Here is a 15,917-nt window from a genome sequence, read left to right on the forward strand (position 1 = left end):
GCCGCAACCTCAATGCGGGCGGCAGCTTCGCTACGCCCGCCTTCTCTCATTCGCCGTCCGCTCAGAACGGAATATCGTCGTCCATGTCGTTGGAGAAGCCGCCGGAGGGCTGGCCGCCGCCACGCGAAGAGCCGCCGCGCGACGACGACTGCTGGTCGTAGCCACCACCGTAATTGCCACCGCCGCCGCTGCCATAATCGCCGCCGCCGAAGTCTCCGCCGCCGCTACGGCCACCGCCGCCGCCCTCGCCGCGACCATCAAGCATGGTCAGCGTGGAGTTGAAACCCTGCAGCACGATTTCGGTGGAGTAACGGTCGTTACCGGTCTGGTCCTGCCACTTGCGTGTCTGCAACTGGCCCTCGATGTAGAGCTTGGCGCCCTTCTTCACATATTGCTCGACGACCTTGCACAGGCCTTCGTTGAACACAACGACCGTGTGCCATTCGGTTTTTTCCTTGCGCTCGCCGCTATTGCGGTCCCGCCAGCTTTCGGAGGTGGCGATGCGCAGGTTGGCGATCGGACGGCCGTCCTGGGTCCGGCGGATTTCGGGATCGGCGCCAACATTTCCGATCAGAATTACCTTGTTTACGCTACCAGCCATCTCGTCATCCTGTCCGCCGGCCATCATGACCGGCAATTGCATTTCAAAAAATTCGGCACACAATAACCGCCACGGGCATTAAAAGGCACCGCAACAGGGGAACTATCCACAGCGAATAATCTTGAGCACCCCAAAGGGATATTCGCACTTGCTATTTGTTCCTTTTTTGTTCTATTGAATCGTGAAATTCGAGTCAAGTGAGCCGAAAAGCCGCCGACTATAGGGAATAGACCTCGACACGTCCGGCTGCGTCACTACATAAGGGCGCGCCGCCATCAAGCCTGTTATTTTTGTCCGAGCTTTGTCATGAGTGAACTGAAGACGATTTCCATCCGTGGTGCCCGTGAGCATAATCTCAAGGGCATTGATCTGGATCTGCCGCGCAACAAGCTGATCGTCATGACCGGGCTCTCCGGCTCGGGCAAGTCATCGCTTGCCTTCGACACGATCTATGCCGAGGGCCAGCGCCGTTATGTCGAGAGCCTCTCGGCCTATGCGCGCCAGTTCCTCGAAATGATGCAGAAGCCGGATGTCGACCAGATCGACGGCCTGTCGCCGGCGATTTCCATCGAGCAGAAGACCACCTCGCGCAATCCGCGCTCCACGGTCGGAACGGTCACGGAAATCTACGACTATATGCGCCTCTTGTTTGCGCGTGTCGGCGTTCCCTATTCGCCGGCCACCGGCCTGCCGATCGAGAGCCAGACCGTCAGCCAGATGGTGGATCGCATCCTCGCTTTCGAGGAAGGCACGCGCCTTTATATTCTCGCGCCGATGGTGCGCGGCCGCAAAGGCGAATATAAGAAGGAACTCGCCGATCTCATGAAGAAGGGCTTCCAGCGCGTCAAGGTGGATGGCCAGTTCTACGAAATCGCCGACGTTCCGGCCCTCGACAAGAAATACAAACACGATATCGACGTGGTGGTCGACCGCGCGGTCGTGCGCCCGGATATGGCGGCGCGTCTCGCTGACAGTCTCGAGACCTGCCTGAAGCTCGCCGACGGTCTGGCGGTTGCCGAATTCGCCGACAAGCCCTTGCCGCCGGAAGAGACAGCGGCTGGCGGCTCCGCCAACAAGTCGCTCAACGAGACCCATGAGCGTGTGCTGTTTTCGGAAAAATTCGCCTGCCCCGTCTCCGGCTTCACCATTCCGGAGATAGAGCCGCGGCTTTTCTCCTTCAACAATCCCTTCGGCGCCTGCCCCAGCTGTGACGGCCTTGGCTCGCAGCAGAAGGTGGATGAAAATCTGATCGTGCCCGAACCGGCCCGCACCCTGCGCGACGGCGCAATCGCCCCTTGGGCCAAATCGTCCTCGCCCTATTATAACCAGACGCTGGAAGCGCTCGGCAAGGCCTTCGGTTTCAAGCTTTCGAGCAAATGGTCCGATCTGTCCAAGGAGGCACAGCACGCCATCCTTCAGGGCACCGATGACAAGATCGAATTCAACTATCAGGACGGCGCTCGCTCCTACAAGACGGTGAAGAATTTCGAAGGCATCGTGCCCAATCTGGAGCGCCGCTGGAAAGAGACTGACAGCGCTTGGGCGCGCGAGGAAATCGAACGCTATATGTCGGCCGCCCCCTGCCCGGCCTGTGCGGGTTTTCGCCTGAAACCCGAAGCGCTCGCCGTCAAGATCAACAGGTTGCAGATCGGCGAAGTCACCCAGATGTCGATCCGCATGGCGCGCGACTGGTTCGAGACCCTGCCGGAAACCCTGAACGCCAAGCAGAACGAGATTGCAGTCCGCATCCTCAAGGAAATCCGCGAGCGCCTGCGCTTCCTCAATGATGTCGGGCTGGATTATCTCAGCCTGTCGCGTAATTCCGGCACGCTTTCCGGCGGTGAAAGCCAGCGCATCCGTCTGGCTTCGCAGATCGGCTCCGGCCTGACAGGTGTCCTCTATGTTCTCGACGAGCCGTCCATCGGCCTGCACCAGCGTGACAATGCCCGCCTGCTCGATACGCTGAAACATCTGCGCGACATCGGCAATACCGTCATCGTGGTCGAACACGACGAGGACGCCATTCTGACGGCGGATTATGTCGTCGATATCGGCCCCGCCGCCGGCATTCATGGCGGCCAGGTGATCGCCGAAGGCACGCCGCAGGAGGTTATGGCCAATCCGAAGTCGCTGACCGGCAAATATCTTTCCGGCGAACTCGGCGTTGCCGTGCCGGCCGAGCGCCGCAAGCCCAAGAAGGGCCGCGAGATCAAGGTTTTTGGCGCACGCGGCAACAATCTGAAGAATGTGACTGCGGCGGTGCCGCTTGGTGTCTTCACTGCCGTTACCGGGGTTTCCGGCGGTGGCAAATCCACCTTCCTGATCGAAACGCTCTATAAATCGGCGGCGCGCCGGGTGATGGGCGCGCGTGAGATTCCGGCAGAACATGATCGCATCGACGGTTTCGAATTCATCGACAAGGTGATCGACATCGACCAGTCGCCGATTGGCCGTACCCCGCGTTCCAACCCCGCCACCTATACCGGTGCATTTACGCCGATCCGCGACTGGTTCGCCGGTCTGCCGGAGGCGAAGGCGCGCGGTTACGCGCCGGGCCGTTTCTCCTTCAACGTCAAGGGCGGCCGCTGCGAGGCCTGTCAGGGCGATGGCGTCATCAAGATCGAGATGCACTTCCTGCCGGATGTCTACGTCACCTGCGATGTCTGCCACGGCAAACGCTATAATCGCGAGACGCTCGATGTGACCTTCAAGGGCAAGTCCATCGCCGATGTGCTGGATATGACGGTGGAGGAAGGCGTTGAATTCTTCGCCGCCGTTCCGGCAGTGCGCGACAAGCTGCAATCGCTTTTCGATGTCGGCCTCGGTTACATCAAGGTCGGCCAGCAGGCCAATACGCTCTCCGGCGGCGAGGCGCAGCGCGTCAAGCTCGCCAAGGAACTGTCGAAACGCTCGACAGGCCGCACGCTTTACATTCTCGACGAACCGACGACGGGTCTCCATTTCCATGACGTCAACAAGCTCCTGGAAATGTTGCAGGCGCTGGTGGATCAGGGCAATTCCGTCGTGGTGATCGAGCATAATCTCGAAGTTATCAAAACCGCCGACTGGATCATCGATATTGGCCCCGAGGGCGGCACGGGCGGCGGCGAAGTGGTGGCAACCGGCACGCCGGAAGACATCGTCAAGAACGAGCGATCCTATACCGGTCACTTCCTGAAAGAACTTCTGGAACGCCGGCCGGCGGGAAAACGTGAGGCCGCGGAGTAATTCCCGGATATTGCCGCCGGGACGGCCTCTTTCCCTCCGTACTCCTCGCCCTTGAGGCGAGGATCCACAGCCGCCGAAAACATGGATCCGCGCCTCAAGGGCGAGGATGACGTCAAGAGCGACGTTGAAAAGAAAACGTCTAGAATTGGGAGGAACAGCATATGTCGACATCAGGCACGATCCGCACCGGTATCGGCGGCTGGACCTTCGAGCCGTGGGAAGGCACGTTTTATCCGGAAAAACTACCGAAAAAACGCCAGCTCGAACATGCCAGCCGGCAATTGACGGCAATCGAGGTGAACGGCACCTATTATAGCAGCCAAAAACCCGAGACCTTCGCCAAATGGGCGGCAGACGTGCCGGAGGATTTCATCTTCTCCCTGAAGGCAAGCCGCTTCGTCACCAACCGCATGGTTCTGGCCGAGGCTGGCGAATCGATGACGAAGTTCCTGACCCAGGGTCTGACGGAACTTGGCCACCATCTCGGCCCGATCCTTTGGCAATTCGCACCGACAAAAAAATTCGACGCGGATGATTTCGGTGCGTTTCTGGCGCTGCTGCCCGAAAAACAGGACGGCATCCGCCTTCGTCATGTGGTCGAAGTGAGAAACCCGACATTTCAGGTGCCGGAATTCATCGAACTGCTGGAAAAACATAAGGTCGCCGTCGTCTGCGCCGATCATCACGACTATCCGATGCTGCCGGATGTGACGGCCGATTTCGTCTATTGCCGCCTGCAAAAGGGCGAAGACGATATCGAGACCTGCTACCCGAAGGCCGGGATCGATCATTGGGCAAAACGGGTCAAGACCTACGCCGCGGGCGGCGTGCCCGATGACCTGCCGCTGATCGCGCCCGACAGACAAGTCGAAAAGACCCCGCGCGACGTCTTCGCCTTCTTCATCACCGGTGGCAAGGTCAATGCACCGAACGGTGCGCAGGCGCTGCAAAAAGCGGTCTGAGCCCCTTCAGCCGGCCAGCTCTTTCGTCGGGTTGAAATCGATGGCTGCGAAAGCCGCCTCGATCACCTCGGTTCCGGCCCCTGGCCGGGTAGCGTCGCTGGAAAGGATTTGCCGGAAGCGGCGCGCACCCGGCATGCCCTGAAACAGGCCGACCATGTGGCGGGTGACGTGGTTGAGACGCCCGCCCGCCGCGATATAGTCAGCCGCATAGGCCATCATGGCGTCGCGCAACCCCATCCAGTCAGGTTGCCGGGCTTCTTCGCCATAGATGCGATGGTCGACATCGGCAAGGATGGACGTGTTGTGATAGGCCGCGCGGCCAAGCATCACGCCATCCATATGCTGTAGATGGCCGCAAACCTGATCGAGATCGGCGATGCCGCCATTGATGCCGATGAAGATGTCGGGATTTTCCCGCTTCATGCGATAGACGAGATCATAATCGAGCGGCGGCACCTCACGGTTTTCCTTCGGCGAAAGCCCCTGCAGCCAGGCTTTTCGCGCATGGATCCAGATGGCATCCGCACCGGCAGCGACAACGCGCGCCAAAAAATCCGGCAGCACCGCTTCCGGCTCCTGATCGTCCACGCCGATGCGGCATTTCACCGTGACCGGCACCTTCGCAATAGCCTTCATCGCCGCCACGCATTGCGCCACGATCTCCGGCTCGCGCATCAGGCAGGCGCCGAAAGTGCCGGATTGCACCCGGTCCGAAGGGCAGCCCACATTGAGGTTGATCTCGTCATAGCCGTAGTCACCGGCGATCCGCACCGCCTCCGAGAGCTTGCCCGGATCTGATCCCCCCAGTTGCAGCGCCACCGGATGTTCCTGGCGGTGATAGCTGAGCAGCCTGTCGCGCTGACCATGGATGATGGCGTCAGCGACGATCATTTCCGTATAAAGCAGCGCGCGCTTCGACAATTGCCGGTGCAGAAATCTGCACCTCGTGTCGGTCCAATCGATCATCGGGGCCACGGCGAAGATTTTTTCGCCGTTTGCAAGCGCTTGTCTATACATGGGTAACCTCTTTGCGCCGGCTTCTATAGCAAAGGGCGGCAAAAAGCCAGTTTTGCGATCGACGCCATTTTGAACTGGAAATCGCCCCGGAATCTTGGGACAAGAATTGCACCTTAAAAGACGACAGGAAATCCCATGGCCACGACAGTCATCCCCGCCCCGAAACCCGTTCTTCTGCCTGTCGAAGGCACAGGTGACACCTTCCCCGTGCGGCGGGTCTATTGCGTCGGCCGCAATTATGCCGATCACGCCATCGAGATGGGCCATGATCCCTCGCGTGAGCCACCCTTTTATTTCCAGAAGAACCCGGACAATCTCCTGCCCGTAGGCCAGGATTTCCCCTACCCTTCGCTGTCTTCGAACGTGCATTACGAGGTCGAATGTGTCGTGGTATTGAAAAGCGGCGGCGCAGATATTCCGGCAAGCGAAGCGCTGAACCACGTATGGGGTTACGCCGTTGGCATCGACATGACGCGCCGCGATCTGCAGGACGGCCTGAAGAAGATGGGACGCTCCTGGGAAGGCGCCAAGGCGTTCGAATATTCCGCGCCGGTCTCCGCCATCGTTCCGGCGGAAAAGATCGGCCACCCTGCCACGGGCGCGATCTGGCTCGATGTGAATGGTGAGCGCAAGCAGACGGGCGATCTTGCCCAGATGATCTGGAAGGTGCCGGAGGTGATTGCCGAGCTTTCCAAACTGTTCACGCTTGCCGCCGGCGACGTCATCATGACCGGCACGCCGGCGGGCGTCGGCCCCATCGTGCGCGGTGACCGCATCGAATGTGGCGTGGAGGGTGTCGGCACCCTGTCCGTCACCGTCGCCTGATCATCTTCGGCGAATAATCCAGAGGAGGAAACTGCCATGCCGCTTTATCGCCTCGGCGACCGGGTGCCGCAAACCCCAGCCCCGGACCGCTATTGGGTAGCGCCCGATGCGAATGTCATCGGCTCGGTGGTACTCGGTGAGGATGTCGGCATCTGGTTCGGTGCAACGCTACGCGGCGATAACGAACCGATCCGTGTCGGGCGCGGAACGAACATTCAGGAAGGCGCGATGGTGCATAGCGATCCCGGTTTTGCCGCAACGATCGGCGAAATGTGCACCATCGGCCACCACGCCATCGTGCATGGCTGCACCATCGGCGACAATTCGCTTATTGGCATGGGCGCTACGATCCTGAATGGCGCCAAAATCGGCCGCAACTGCCTGGTCGGCGCCAATGCGTTAGTGACGGAAGGCAAGGAATTTCCCGACAATTCCCTGATCGTCGGATCACCGGCCAGAGCCGTCAGGACGCTTGATGAAGAGGCCGTTTCCGGCCTTCGCCGCTCGGCGGAAAAATACATCGAGAACTGGAAGCGTTTTTCGAAGGATCTGGCGATCATCGAAGAATAAGAGGGCGGCGAGCAGCAATGCTCACCCCTCGTTAAAGGCGCGTCCGACCTAGGCCGCGCAGGCGGCGCAGAGACCGCGAATTTCGATCGTGGTCTTTTCCGCCTTGAACTTGCTGTCCTTCACCCAGCGCTCAAGACGATGATCGATCTCGTGATCGTGGAACTCCGTCACCTGCCCGCAGGATTCGCAAATGGCAAAGGCCACCGTTCCATGGTGGTGCGAGCAGCACTCGGCCTCGGTGTGGGTGCAGGCGACAAACGCGTTGAGGCTTTCGAGCCGATGCACGAGACCGTATTCGACAAGCTTCTCCAGCGCCCGGTAAACCTGCAGCGGCGCGCGAAAACCATCGTCGCGCAGCTTGTCGAGGATCATATAGGCGCTGAGCGGTGCATGGGCATTCGACAGGGCATTCATGACCAGCGACTGGTTCTTGGTAAGGTTCTGCGCATTCATGACTTGCCTCCTTCATCCGCGGAGCGGGAAAAACCCGGCGCCGGCAACAGGCTTATAACGAACAGGATCACGGCGGCAACTACGATGGACGGCCCGGATGGCGTATCATAGGTCAACGAGCCGAACAGGCCGCCAATGACGGCAACCGCGCCGATCAGCGAAGCGACAACTGCCATCACCTCGGGCGTGGCCGAAAAGCGTCTGGCGGTCGCCGCCGGTATGATGAGCAGCGATGTGATCAGCATGATGCCGACCACCTTCATGGCGATGGCGATCACCAGCGCCATCAAAAGGGTAAATATGAGCTTGGCGCGTTCGGGGTTCAGCCCCTCCGCCTCGGCCAACTCGTTATTGACGGTAGAGGCCAGAAGCGACCGCCACAGGAAGACCATGGAGACGACAACCACCAGCCCGCCGCCCCAGATCAACGCGATGTCGCTGCGGGTAACGGCCAGAATATCGCCAAACAGGAACGAGACGAGATCGATGCGCACCCAGCTCATGAAGGCGACGATGACCAGACCGATCGCAAGCGCCGAGTGGGACAATATGCCGAGAAGCGCGTCGGCGGACAGGGCCTGCCGCCGCTGCAGAAAGATCAGCAGGATCGAAACGGCGGATGCCACCAGAAAGACGCTGACAATGAGGTTGAGCTGTAAAAGCAGCGAGAGCGCCACACCAAGCAGCGCCGAATGGGCCATCGTATCGCCGAAATAGGCCATGCGCCGCCAGACGACGAAGCAACCGAGGGGACCGGCGGTGAGAGCAACGCCGATGCCCGCGACCATGGCGCGAACGAAGAAATCGTCAAACATGCCGCTCTCCCTGCTGATGGTTTGAAGCGGTATGGCCGTCATGCTCATGGCCGCAACCGCATTCGCCGTGGTCGTCATGATCGCGGGCATGAGAATGCGCGTGATCATGATGGTGGCCGTCATCGGGGTGGCAATGATCGGTCACCGAGCCATCCGCATGCTGCACCCGGCCATCGGGCAGATGGGTGTGATCGTGATGGTGGCTGTAAACGGCAAGGCCCTTGGCCGCAGCGCCACCGAACAGACGCATATATTCCGGGCTTTGGCTCACGGCCTGCGGGGTTCCGCGGCAGCAGACATGGCCGTTCAGGCATATGACGGTGTCGGTTTCAGCCATCACCACATGCAGGTCATGCGAGATTAACAGAATTCCGCAATGACTTGAATTTCTGATATTTTTTATCAATTCATAGAGCGCGATCTCGCCCGAGAAATCGACACCCTGAACGGGTTCGTCCAGAACCAGCAGATCCGGCTTCCGCGCAATGGCACGGGCCAGAAGCGCGCGCTGGAACTCGCCGCCGGAGAGATGCTGCACTTCCGCATTGGCCAGATGCGAGATGCCCGTGGCATTCAGCGCCGCATCGATTTCGCACGCGGGCAACGGCCCGGTCAGCGTCATCAGCCGGCGCACCGAAAGCGGCATGGTCCAGTCCACGGAAAGCTTCTGCGGCACATAACCGACCCTCAGACCAGCAATGCGCGACACCTCGCCTTCGCTCGGCTTCAACACGCCGATGGCCATTTTAGCGCTGGTGGATTTTCCCGAACCATTGGGACCGATCAGCGTGACGATCTCGCCCTTGCTGACGGAAAACTCCACGCCGCGCACAAGCCAGCGGCCGTTGCGCTGCACGCCGGCATTGGAAAGGGAAACCAGTATCTCGTTACCCTTGGGGGCGGAATGAAGCATGGGATTGTCCGATCGGCGATGTTGCTTACCGCTATTGCATACGTTATAGAGTTACGCAATAAATGTAATAACATAACTATACTTCTTCAAGTGGAGTGCATTTCATGAAATCGATCCTGATCCCGCTCATGGCATCGGTGGCAATAGCGGCAGCCGCTTCCGGCGCCACAGCCGCGCCCAATGTCGTGGTCTCGATCAAGCCCGTCCATTCCCTCGTCGCGGCGATCATGCAAGGTGTGGGCGAACCGCAGCTGATCGTCGATGGCGCGGCCTCACCGCATACCTATAATCTGAGGCCATCCAATGCCCGCACGCTGGAAAAGGCCGATCTGGTTTTCTGGGTCGGACCGGGACTGGAAGCCTTCCTGCAAAAGCCGCTGGAGGCGCTTGCCAGCAAGGCAACGGTTGTTGAACTGGAAGACGCCAAGGGGCTGGAAAAACTGCCATTCCGTGAAGGCGGCCCTTTCGAGGCGCATGACCACGGCGAGGAAGGCCACGGGGAACATGAGGGCCATGCCGAAGAGGCAGGCGCCCATGATCATGGAAACGACCATGGTCATGACGACCATGAACACGGCGCATATGACACGCATCTCTGGCTGGATCCCGCCAATGCCAAGGCCATGGCCCAGGAGATCGAAACCGCGCTGATCACGGCCGATGCCGGCAATGCCGCGATCTACCAGGCGAATACGAAAAAGCTGATCGATGACATCGACGCGCTGGACACCGAGATCGCGGACACGATCAAACCGGTGAAGGACAAGCCCTTCATCGTTTTCCACGACGCCTACCAGTATTTCGAGCACCGTTACGGCGTGAAGACGGCGGGATCGATCACCGTCAGCCCAGAAACCGTGCCCGGCGCGGATCGCGTCAGCCAAATGCAGGAAAAGGTCCGCCAACTTGGCGCGACCTGCGTTTTCGCCGAACCGCAATTCGAGCCGAAACTGATCTCGGTCATCACCGAAGGCACGGCGGCAAAGTCTGCGACGCTTGATCCCGAAGCGGCCACGCTGGAACCCGGTCCCGATCTCTATTTCAAGCTGATGCGCGGCATTGCCGGCTCATTGAAGGATTGCCTGTCCTGATGCGTTTAACGGCGAGCGGTAGTCCTCCGCCTCCGTCATTCGGGCCTTGAGCCGCAATCCAGCCGACGCGCGTCTGCGCGGAGAAAAGACTCTTTTCAGCCCAAGAACCTGGGCTGGCTGGATGCCGGATCAAGTCCGCCATGACGGAAGGTAATCGTGAAAAAGCGCAACGAGGTCGAAATGCGGAGCGGCTAGTTAGGGCTTCGGCGCCATCTCCGACCAGACTGGCCCGCTGACGCTTTGCAGCGTTTCCGGCGGCGCGCCGCTGATGCGCGCCAGAAGGGCCTTGGCAAGCTCCCTGCCCGCCAGCTTGATGTCTTCGTTGACGGTGTGGATCTGCGGCTTGATCCAGTTCAGGAATTCGGCGGATTGTTTCGACACGATGTCGATATCTTCGCCGATCCTGACACCGGCCGCCTCAAAACCCGCCACGAGCGCAATGGTGCTGCTGCCGCTGATGGAAACGATACCATCAGGACGATCGTCCGACCGCATCAGCCGCTCGCCAAAATCACGGATTTTCTCCAGCGGCGTTTCAATGGTAACGGCATCGATTGGAAATTCGGAGAGGCCGAAATCCCTGATTCCCCGGTTGAAACCCTTGCGGGCGTGATCATGGAAGGAAAAGCGCGATGGCGGCACGATGATGGCGATCCTCTTTCGCCCGCATTGCGCCAGCCGCTCGACGGCCTCATAGGCATAGGCCTCGTTGTCGAAATCGTGATAGGCATGTTCGATGTCCATATCGGACCGCCCATGGGTAACGAAGGGCATGTTGCGCTCCGTCATCAGTCGGACGCGCGGATCGTTCGGCTCAATTTTGGAGATAATGACCCCATCCGCCGAGCCCGTCTCAAGAATGTAGCGGATCGGCACCATGGAATCCTTGGCGTGGGTATGGGGGGTGACGACCAGGTGATATTGCGTCGCGGACAGTATCTCGGTGATGCCGAACACCATCTGGCTGGTGAAACCCATCAATTCCTCGTCCACGCTCAGCACCAGAGCGATGACATTGGTCTTGCCGGTGCGCAGGCGCACGCCGGCGCGGTTCGGCTGGTAGCCGATCTGACGGGCGATCAGCCGCACACGTTCCTTGGTTTCAGCCCCGATATCCGGAGCATCCTTCAGCGCGCGCGACACGGTGGTGATACCCAGACCCGTCATGAAGGCGATGGTCTTCAAGGTCGGACGTTCGCCCGTCGTGGCGGGCGTATCGCCCCTGCCGGATTTGCCTGTATCGTTCATGTCATTTCGCCACGCTTTACCGAACGGTAATCATAGATAGCTTTTGCGCTGTTGCAAAGGCAAACGTCAGAGGCCGCCTACGTGCCCAATCCCTGCACCGCAGATTGTGGCTACAACGATATAGGTTCGAAAAAATTCTCCTGACGCGGGTAATGCATTTCCGAATGGGAGCCGCAGAATGACGACCATTGCGCAGGGAAAAATTCTTATAATCCAGATTATAAAACCTACAAAAACATCTGATTTATAATAATAAAGACGGACTCTAATAAAGCTCCCTTCCTTGCTGGGTACCAAATCTCATCCGCAGACGCCCCGACCTCGGGAAGTTTCATTCCGAAGGCATGACGGAACGATTGTTTTACGGTAACGTTGCCGGAGGGAGGAGATCGTCAGGCCATGCGAGCTGGCAGCAGCCGGCGTGCGGGCATCCATCTTCCCCAGATTCTGACACAAGCCTGCATCACAATGCAGGCCCATCCGCTTCGAATTCGTATAATGCAGGGTCCGATCATGATTTCTTCCTCCACGCCCGAAACCGTTATCGATCTGGCCGGGCCGTGGCGCCTGGCATCCGTGGAAGGAGACCATGCGACCGAACTTTCCGTCCCCGGCGATATTCATAGCGCACTCAAAAATGCCGGCATCATCCCCGACCCCTATCACGGCGCCAATGAACATGCGGTGCAATGGGTCGCAGAGCGCGACTGGATCATCGAGCGGACATTCATCCTCGATGATGCCGATGCCAGCTGGTATCTCGATATCGACTATCTCGATACGGTCGCCATCGTCTTCGTCAACGATGTCCCGGTTTTGAGTTCAGACAATTGCTTCCGCCGTTACCGTCCCGATGTATCGCGCGCATTGCGGCCCGGTGAAAACACCGTTCGCATCCACTTCCATTCCAACATCGCCGCCGGCGTGGAACGGCAGGCGCGGCAGCCATTTTATGTTCCCTATCACCCAGGCAACTCGCCGATTGCCAACGGCAACATGCTGCGCAAGCCGCAGTGCCATTTCGGCTGGGACTGGAACATCGCGATTGCGCCGTTCGGCCTTTACGGGAAAATCCTGCTGAAGCGCCTCGATACGGCCCGTGTCGAACATGTCGTCACCTCCCAGCACCACGTCGAAGGCGGCGTCGAGCTGCATGTGGCCGTCACGCTGTTTGCCGAAGGCCCCGCGAGCCTGCCGCTCTATCTTTCCCTCAACGATGACAGGCTGCGGCTCGATTGCGGAGTCGGTGCGGGCGAGACGGTAGTGCGCCACGTCTTCTTCGTGGAAAATCCGGCACTCTGGTGGCCGGCGGGCAGCGGCGAGCAGACGCTCTACACGCTGACGGTGGAACTGCCGGATGAAACAGTCACTCGTCAGATCGGCTTCAGAACGATCGAGCTTCTGACGGACAAGGATGAGGCCGGCAGCCGCTTCGCCTTCCGCATCAACGGCCGGGAAATCTTCTGCCGTGGCGCCAACTGGATCCCCGCCGATGCGCTTTATTCGCTGACCAGCCGGGAAAAGACCGAGGACCTCTTATGTTCGGCAGTCGAGGCCAACATGAACATGATCCGCGTCTGGGGCGGCGGGTTCTATGAGGAAGACTGGTTCTACGATCTTTGCGACCGTCTCGGCCTTCTGGTCTGGCAGGATTTCATGTTCGCCTGCAACCTGTATCCCTGCAGCGAGGACTTTCTCGACAATGTCGAACACGAGGTCGACTATCAGGTGAAACGCCTGTCCTCGCACCCGTCCATCGCGCTCTGGTGCGGCGACAACGAGCTGGTGGGCGCGCTGACCTGGTTCGAAGAGCCCCGCAACAATCGCGACCGATATCTCGTGGCCTACGACCGCCTGAACCGCACCATCGAACGGGCACTGAAAAAAGCCGCCCCGGAAGCGCTCTGGTGGCTCTCCAGCCCGGCTTCAGGCTACCTCGATTATGGCGACGCCTGGCATGCGGATGGTTCCGGCGACATGCACTACTGGTCCGTCTGGCACGAAAACAAATCGTTCGATAATTATCGTTCGGTGAAGCCGCGCTTCTGCTCCGAATTCGGTTTCCAGTCCTATACATCCATGCCCGTCATCCGCACCTATGCGGAAGAGAAGGACATGAACATCGCCTCCCCGGTGATCGAACTGCACCAGAAGAATGTCGGCGGCAACGAGCGGATAGCCGGCACCATGTTCCGCTATTTCCGCTTCCCCAAGGATTTCGAAAATTTCGTCTATCTGAGCCAGGTTCAGCAGGCACTGGCCATCCGCACGGCGGTCGATTACTGGCGCTCGCTGAAACCCCATTGCATGGGAACGCTCTACTGGCAGCTCAACGACACATGGCCGGTCGCCTCATGGTCGAGCCTCGATTATGGCGGCGGCTGGAAAGCGCTGCATTATGCCGCCCGCCGTTTCTTCCAGCCGGTCGCGGTCTCGGCCATTCCCTCGCAAGATGGACGCCGGGTGAGCTTTTCCATGGTCAACGACACGACGGAAGATGTCGAGATCGACATGAATATCGTTGCCCTCAATCTGGACGGTACCCGCGTGCCGCTGAAATCCGCCAACGGCACCTGCGGCACGGAAAAGGCTGTCGCGCTGACTGAAATAGACATGGACAGCCTGCCTGATGGCGCGATCCTTGCCTGGAACTTCATCGCCTCCAACGGCATGACCGGCGAAGGACACCATGTGCGCGACACCTACAAGGCTCTGGAGCTTCAGCCCGCCGGCCTGACCTTTTCGGTCAGCACGCTGAAAAACGGCCAGTTCGAGATTGATGTCACGGCCACGGGGCTCGCCCTCTTCGTCATGCTGGAAGCCGATCAGCCCGGGCGTTATTCGGACAATCTGTTCGATCTCTCGGCCGGCGAAACGCGCCGCATCATCTTCACGCCGAAGGCGGGCGGCGCTCAGCCGCATTTCCGCATCTTCGATCTTCATACCTGCCAATCCTCGCATTGAAACCATGCGTCGAAAGGCTTAACCATCCCCTCGAGAAAGCAGGCGTCCGCGCCTGTCTTCATCGGTTCAAAGGGTTGCGGGTTCTCCGCAACCAGTCATCAGCAAGTGGAGGAAGACCCATGGTTTGGCAACCGGCCGAAAACCGATACAAATCCATGAAATACAATCATTGCGGAAAGACCGGCCTGAAACTACCGGCAATCTCGCTCGGGCTCTGGCACAATTTCGGCAACGACACGCCGCACCAGACGAAGCAGGCCATTTGCCGCCGCGCCTTTGATCTCGGCATTACCCATTTCGATCTCGCCAACAATTACGGCCCGCCGCCCGGCAGCGCCGAAACCGCCTTCGGCGAAATTCTAAAGACGGATTTTGCCGGTTATCGCGACGAGATGATCATCTCGTCCAAGGCCGGTTACAATATGTGGCCCGGCCCTTACGGCGAATGGGGCAGCCGCAAATATCTGATCGCCTCCTGTGACCAGAGCCTGAAGCGCATGGGTCTGGATTACGTCGATATCTTCTATTCCCACCGTTTTGACCCCAATACGCCGCTTGAAGAAACCTGCGGCGCGCTGGACCAGATCGTGCGATCCGGCAAGGCGCTTTACGTCGGCATCTCGTCCTACAATTCGAAGCGCACCCGCGAGGCCGCCGTCATCCTGAAGGACCTCGGCACGCCCTGCATCATCCACCAGCCGAGCTATTCCATGATCAACCGCTGGATCGAGGAAGACGGTCTCGTTGATACGCTGGAAGATCTGGGCATCGGCTCCATCGTCTTCTCTCCGCTGGCGCAGGGCATGCTGACGACGAAATATCTCGGCGGCGTGCCGGACGGCAGCCGTGCATCGCAGAGCAAGTCGCTCAACCCGGCCTTCCTCAATGAGCGCAATGTCGAAAACATACGCGCGCTCAACAGCATTGCCGAACGGCGTGGCCAGACGCTGGCGCAGATGGCCATCGCCTGGGTGCTTCGCGGCGGCCGCATCACCTCGGCACTGATCGGCGCCAGCCGTGTCGAGCAGGTCGAGGATTGCGTGAAGGCGCTCGATAATCCCGATTTCTCCGCAGAGGAGCTTGCGGAAATCGACCGTTACGCCAGGGATGCGGACATCAACCTCTGGGCAAAATCCGCCGAACGCGTTTGATGAAGAAGCGACCGCCCGGTTATTCCGGGCGGTCCGACCCACTCGATAAACTCAAAACGAAAGATTAACTTCCGCCCCT

At 59.4% G+C, this 15,917-nt stretch carries 13 protein-coding genes; 7 read left to right on the plus strand and 6 right to left on the minus strand.

Annotated features, from left to right (window positions below; translation table 11 throughout):
* Positions 1-61 precede the first annotated feature (61 nt).
* Positions 62-643 (minus strand): single-stranded DNA-binding protein, encoded by a 582-nt coding sequence (locus JZY08_RS06090; protein WP_167377432.1) that lies wholly within the window; start codon positions 641-643, stop codon positions 62-64.
* A 264-nt stretch (positions 644-907) separates the two neighbouring features.
* Between JZY08_RS06090 and uvrA the strand changes: the two genes are divergently transcribed.
* Positions 908-3,829: an excinuclease ABC subunit UvrA gene (gene uvrA / locus JZY08_RS06095; protein WP_216331324.1), complete on the plus strand. Its 2,922-nt coding sequence runs from the start codon at positions 908-910 to the stop codon at positions 3,827-3,829.
* Positions 3,830-3,990: 161 nt separating this feature from the next.
* Positions 3,991-4,791 (plus strand): DUF72 domain-containing protein, encoded by an 801-nt coding sequence (locus tag JZY08_RS06100; RefSeq protein WP_216331325.1) that lies wholly within the window; start codon positions 3,991-3,993, stop codon positions 4,789-4,791.
* A gap of 6 nt (positions 4,792-4,797) precedes the next feature.
* On the opposite strand, the gene dusA is transcribed toward JZY08_RS06100, so the two are convergent.
* Positions 4,798-5,808, minus strand: a complete 1,011-nt coding sequence (dusA, locus tag JZY08_RS06105) for a tRNA dihydrouridine(20/20a) synthase DusA (protein ID WP_216331327.1) — start codon at positions 5,806-5,808, stop codon at positions 4,798-4,800.
* A gap of 135 nt (positions 5,809-5,943) precedes the next feature.
* Between dusA and JZY08_RS06110 the strand changes: the two genes are divergently transcribed.
* Both JZY08_RS06110 and JZY08_RS06115 read left to right on the plus strand, forming a co-directional pair.
* On the plus strand, positions 5,944-6,633 hold the full coding sequence (locus tag JZY08_RS06110) for a fumarylacetoacetate hydrolase family protein (RefSeq protein ID WP_216331329.1): 690 nt from the start codon (positions 5,944-5,946) through the stop codon (positions 6,631-6,633).
* Positions 6,634-6,669: 36 nt separating this feature from the next.
* Complete coding sequence (locus JZY08_RS06115) at positions 6,670-7,203, plus strand: gamma carbonic anhydrase family protein (RefSeq protein ID WP_137037567.1); 534 nt, start codon at positions 6,670-6,672, stop codon at positions 7,201-7,203.
* A 48-nt stretch (positions 7,204-7,251) separates the two neighbouring features.
* Here JZY08_RS06115 and zur read toward each other — a convergent pair whose 3' ends face one another.
* From zur to znuC, 3 genes are read right to left on the minus strand one after another with little or no spacing between them, the layout of a single operon-like run.
* Complete coding sequence (gene zur / locus JZY08_RS06120; protein ID WP_003495988.1) at positions 7,252-7,656, minus strand: zinc uptake transcriptional repressor Zur; 405 nt, start codon at positions 7,654-7,656, stop codon at positions 7,252-7,254.
* On the minus strand, positions 7,653-8,471 hold the full coding sequence (znuB, locus tag JZY08_RS06125; protein ID WP_137037568.1) for a zinc ABC transporter permease subunit ZnuB: 819 nt from the start codon (positions 8,469-8,471) through the stop codon (positions 7,653-7,655). The genes zur and znuB overlap by 4 nt, the downstream gene beginning before the upstream one ends.
* Positions 8,464-9,384: a zinc ABC transporter ATP-binding protein ZnuC gene (gene znuC, locus JZY08_RS06130; RefSeq protein ID WP_216331331.1), complete on the minus strand. Its 921-nt coding sequence runs from the start codon at positions 9,382-9,384 to the stop codon at positions 8,464-8,466. Before znuC ends, znuB begins: the two co-directional genes overlap by 8 nt.
* 104 nt (positions 9,385-9,488) lie before the next feature.
* On the opposite strand from znuC, the gene znuA reads away from it, so the two are divergent.
* A complete protein-coding gene (gene znuA / locus JZY08_RS06135; RefSeq protein ID WP_216331333.1) occupies positions 9,489-10,475 on the plus strand; it encodes a zinc ABC transporter substrate-binding protein ZnuA in 987 nt (328 codons plus the stop codon).
* 195 nt (positions 10,476-10,670) lie between these two features.
* Here the strand turns inward: znuA and JZY08_RS06140 are convergent, their stop codons facing one another.
* Positions 10,671-11,723: a LacI family transcriptional regulator gene (locus JZY08_RS06140; protein WP_137037571.1), complete on the minus strand. Its 1,053-nt coding sequence runs from the start codon at positions 11,721-11,723 to the stop codon at positions 10,671-10,673.
* 498 nt (positions 11,724-12,221) lie between these two features.
* On the opposite strand from JZY08_RS06140, the gene JZY08_RS06145 reads away from it, so the two are divergent.
* Together JZY08_RS06145 and mgrA are read left to right on the plus strand one after the other, a co-directional pair.
* A complete protein-coding gene (locus JZY08_RS06145) occupies positions 12,222-14,687 on the plus strand; it encodes a glycoside hydrolase family 2 protein (protein WP_216331335.1) in 2,466 nt (821 codons plus the stop codon).
* A 119-nt stretch (positions 14,688-14,806) separates the two neighbouring features.
* Positions 14,807-15,838: an L-glyceraldehyde 3-phosphate reductase gene (mgrA, locus tag JZY08_RS06150; protein ID WP_216331337.1), complete on the plus strand. Its 1,032-nt coding sequence runs from the start codon at positions 14,807-14,809 to the stop codon at positions 15,836-15,838.
* The last annotated feature ends 79 nt before the right edge of the window (positions 15,839-15,917 follow it).

It is taken from the genome of Rhizobium sp. X9, assembly GCF_018873185.1.
In the GTDB taxonomy this organism is placed as follows: Bacteria; Pseudomonadota; Alphaproteobacteria; order Rhizobiales; family Rhizobiaceae; genus Agrobacterium; species Agrobacterium oryzihabitans.

What these genes read in the sequence shown, in the direction of transcription:
- mgrA (WP_216331337.1), top strand. Translation starts at nt 14,807, where the DNA reads ATGGTTTGGCAACCGGCCGAAAACCGATACAAATCCATGAAATACAAT.
- dusA (WP_216331327.1), bottom strand. Translation starts at nt 5,808, where the DNA reads ATGTATAGACAAGCGCTTGCAAACGGCGAAAAAATCTTCGCCGTGGCC.
- znuA (WP_216331333.1), top strand. Translation starts at nt 9,489, where the DNA reads ATGAAATCGATCCTGATCCCGCTCATGGCATCGGTGGCAATAGCGGCA.
- JZY08_RS06145 (WP_216331335.1), top strand. Translation starts at nt 12,222, where the DNA reads ATGCAGGGTCCGATCATGATTTCTTCCTCCACGCCCGAAACCGTTATC.
- zur (WP_003495988.1), bottom strand. Translation starts at nt 7,656, where the DNA reads ATGAATGCGCAGAACCTTACCAAGAACCAGTCGCTGGTCATGAATGCC.
- JZY08_RS06100 (WP_216331325.1), top strand. Translation starts at nt 3,991, where the DNA reads ATGTCGACATCAGGCACGATCCGCACCGGTATCGGCGGCTGGACCTTC.
- JZY08_RS06110 (WP_216331329.1), top strand. Translation starts at nt 5,944, where the DNA reads ATGGCCACGACAGTCATCCCCGCCCCGAAACCCGTTCTTCTGCCTGTC.
- JZY08_RS06090 (WP_167377432.1), bottom strand. Translation starts at nt 643, where the DNA reads ATGCAATTGCCGGTCATGATGGCCGGCGGACAGGATGACGAGATGGCT.
- JZY08_RS06115 (WP_137037567.1), top strand. Translation starts at nt 6,670, where the DNA reads ATGCCGCTTTATCGCCTCGGCGACCGGGTGCCGCAAACCCCAGCCCCG.
- JZY08_RS06140 (WP_137037571.1), bottom strand. Translation starts at nt 11,723, where the DNA reads ATGAACGATACAGGCAAATCCGGCAGGGGCGATACGCCCGCCACGACG.
- znuC (WP_216331331.1), bottom strand. Translation starts at nt 9,384, where the DNA reads ATGCTTCATTCCGCCCCCAAGGGTAACGAGATACTGGTTTCCCTTTCC.
- znuB (WP_137037568.1), bottom strand. Translation starts at nt 8,471, where the DNA reads ATGTTTGACGATTTCTTCGTTCGCGCCATGGTCGCGGGCATCGGCGTT.
- uvrA (WP_216331324.1), top strand. Translation starts at nt 908, where the DNA reads ATGAGTGAACTGAAGACGATTTCCATCCGTGGTGCCCGTGAGCATAAT.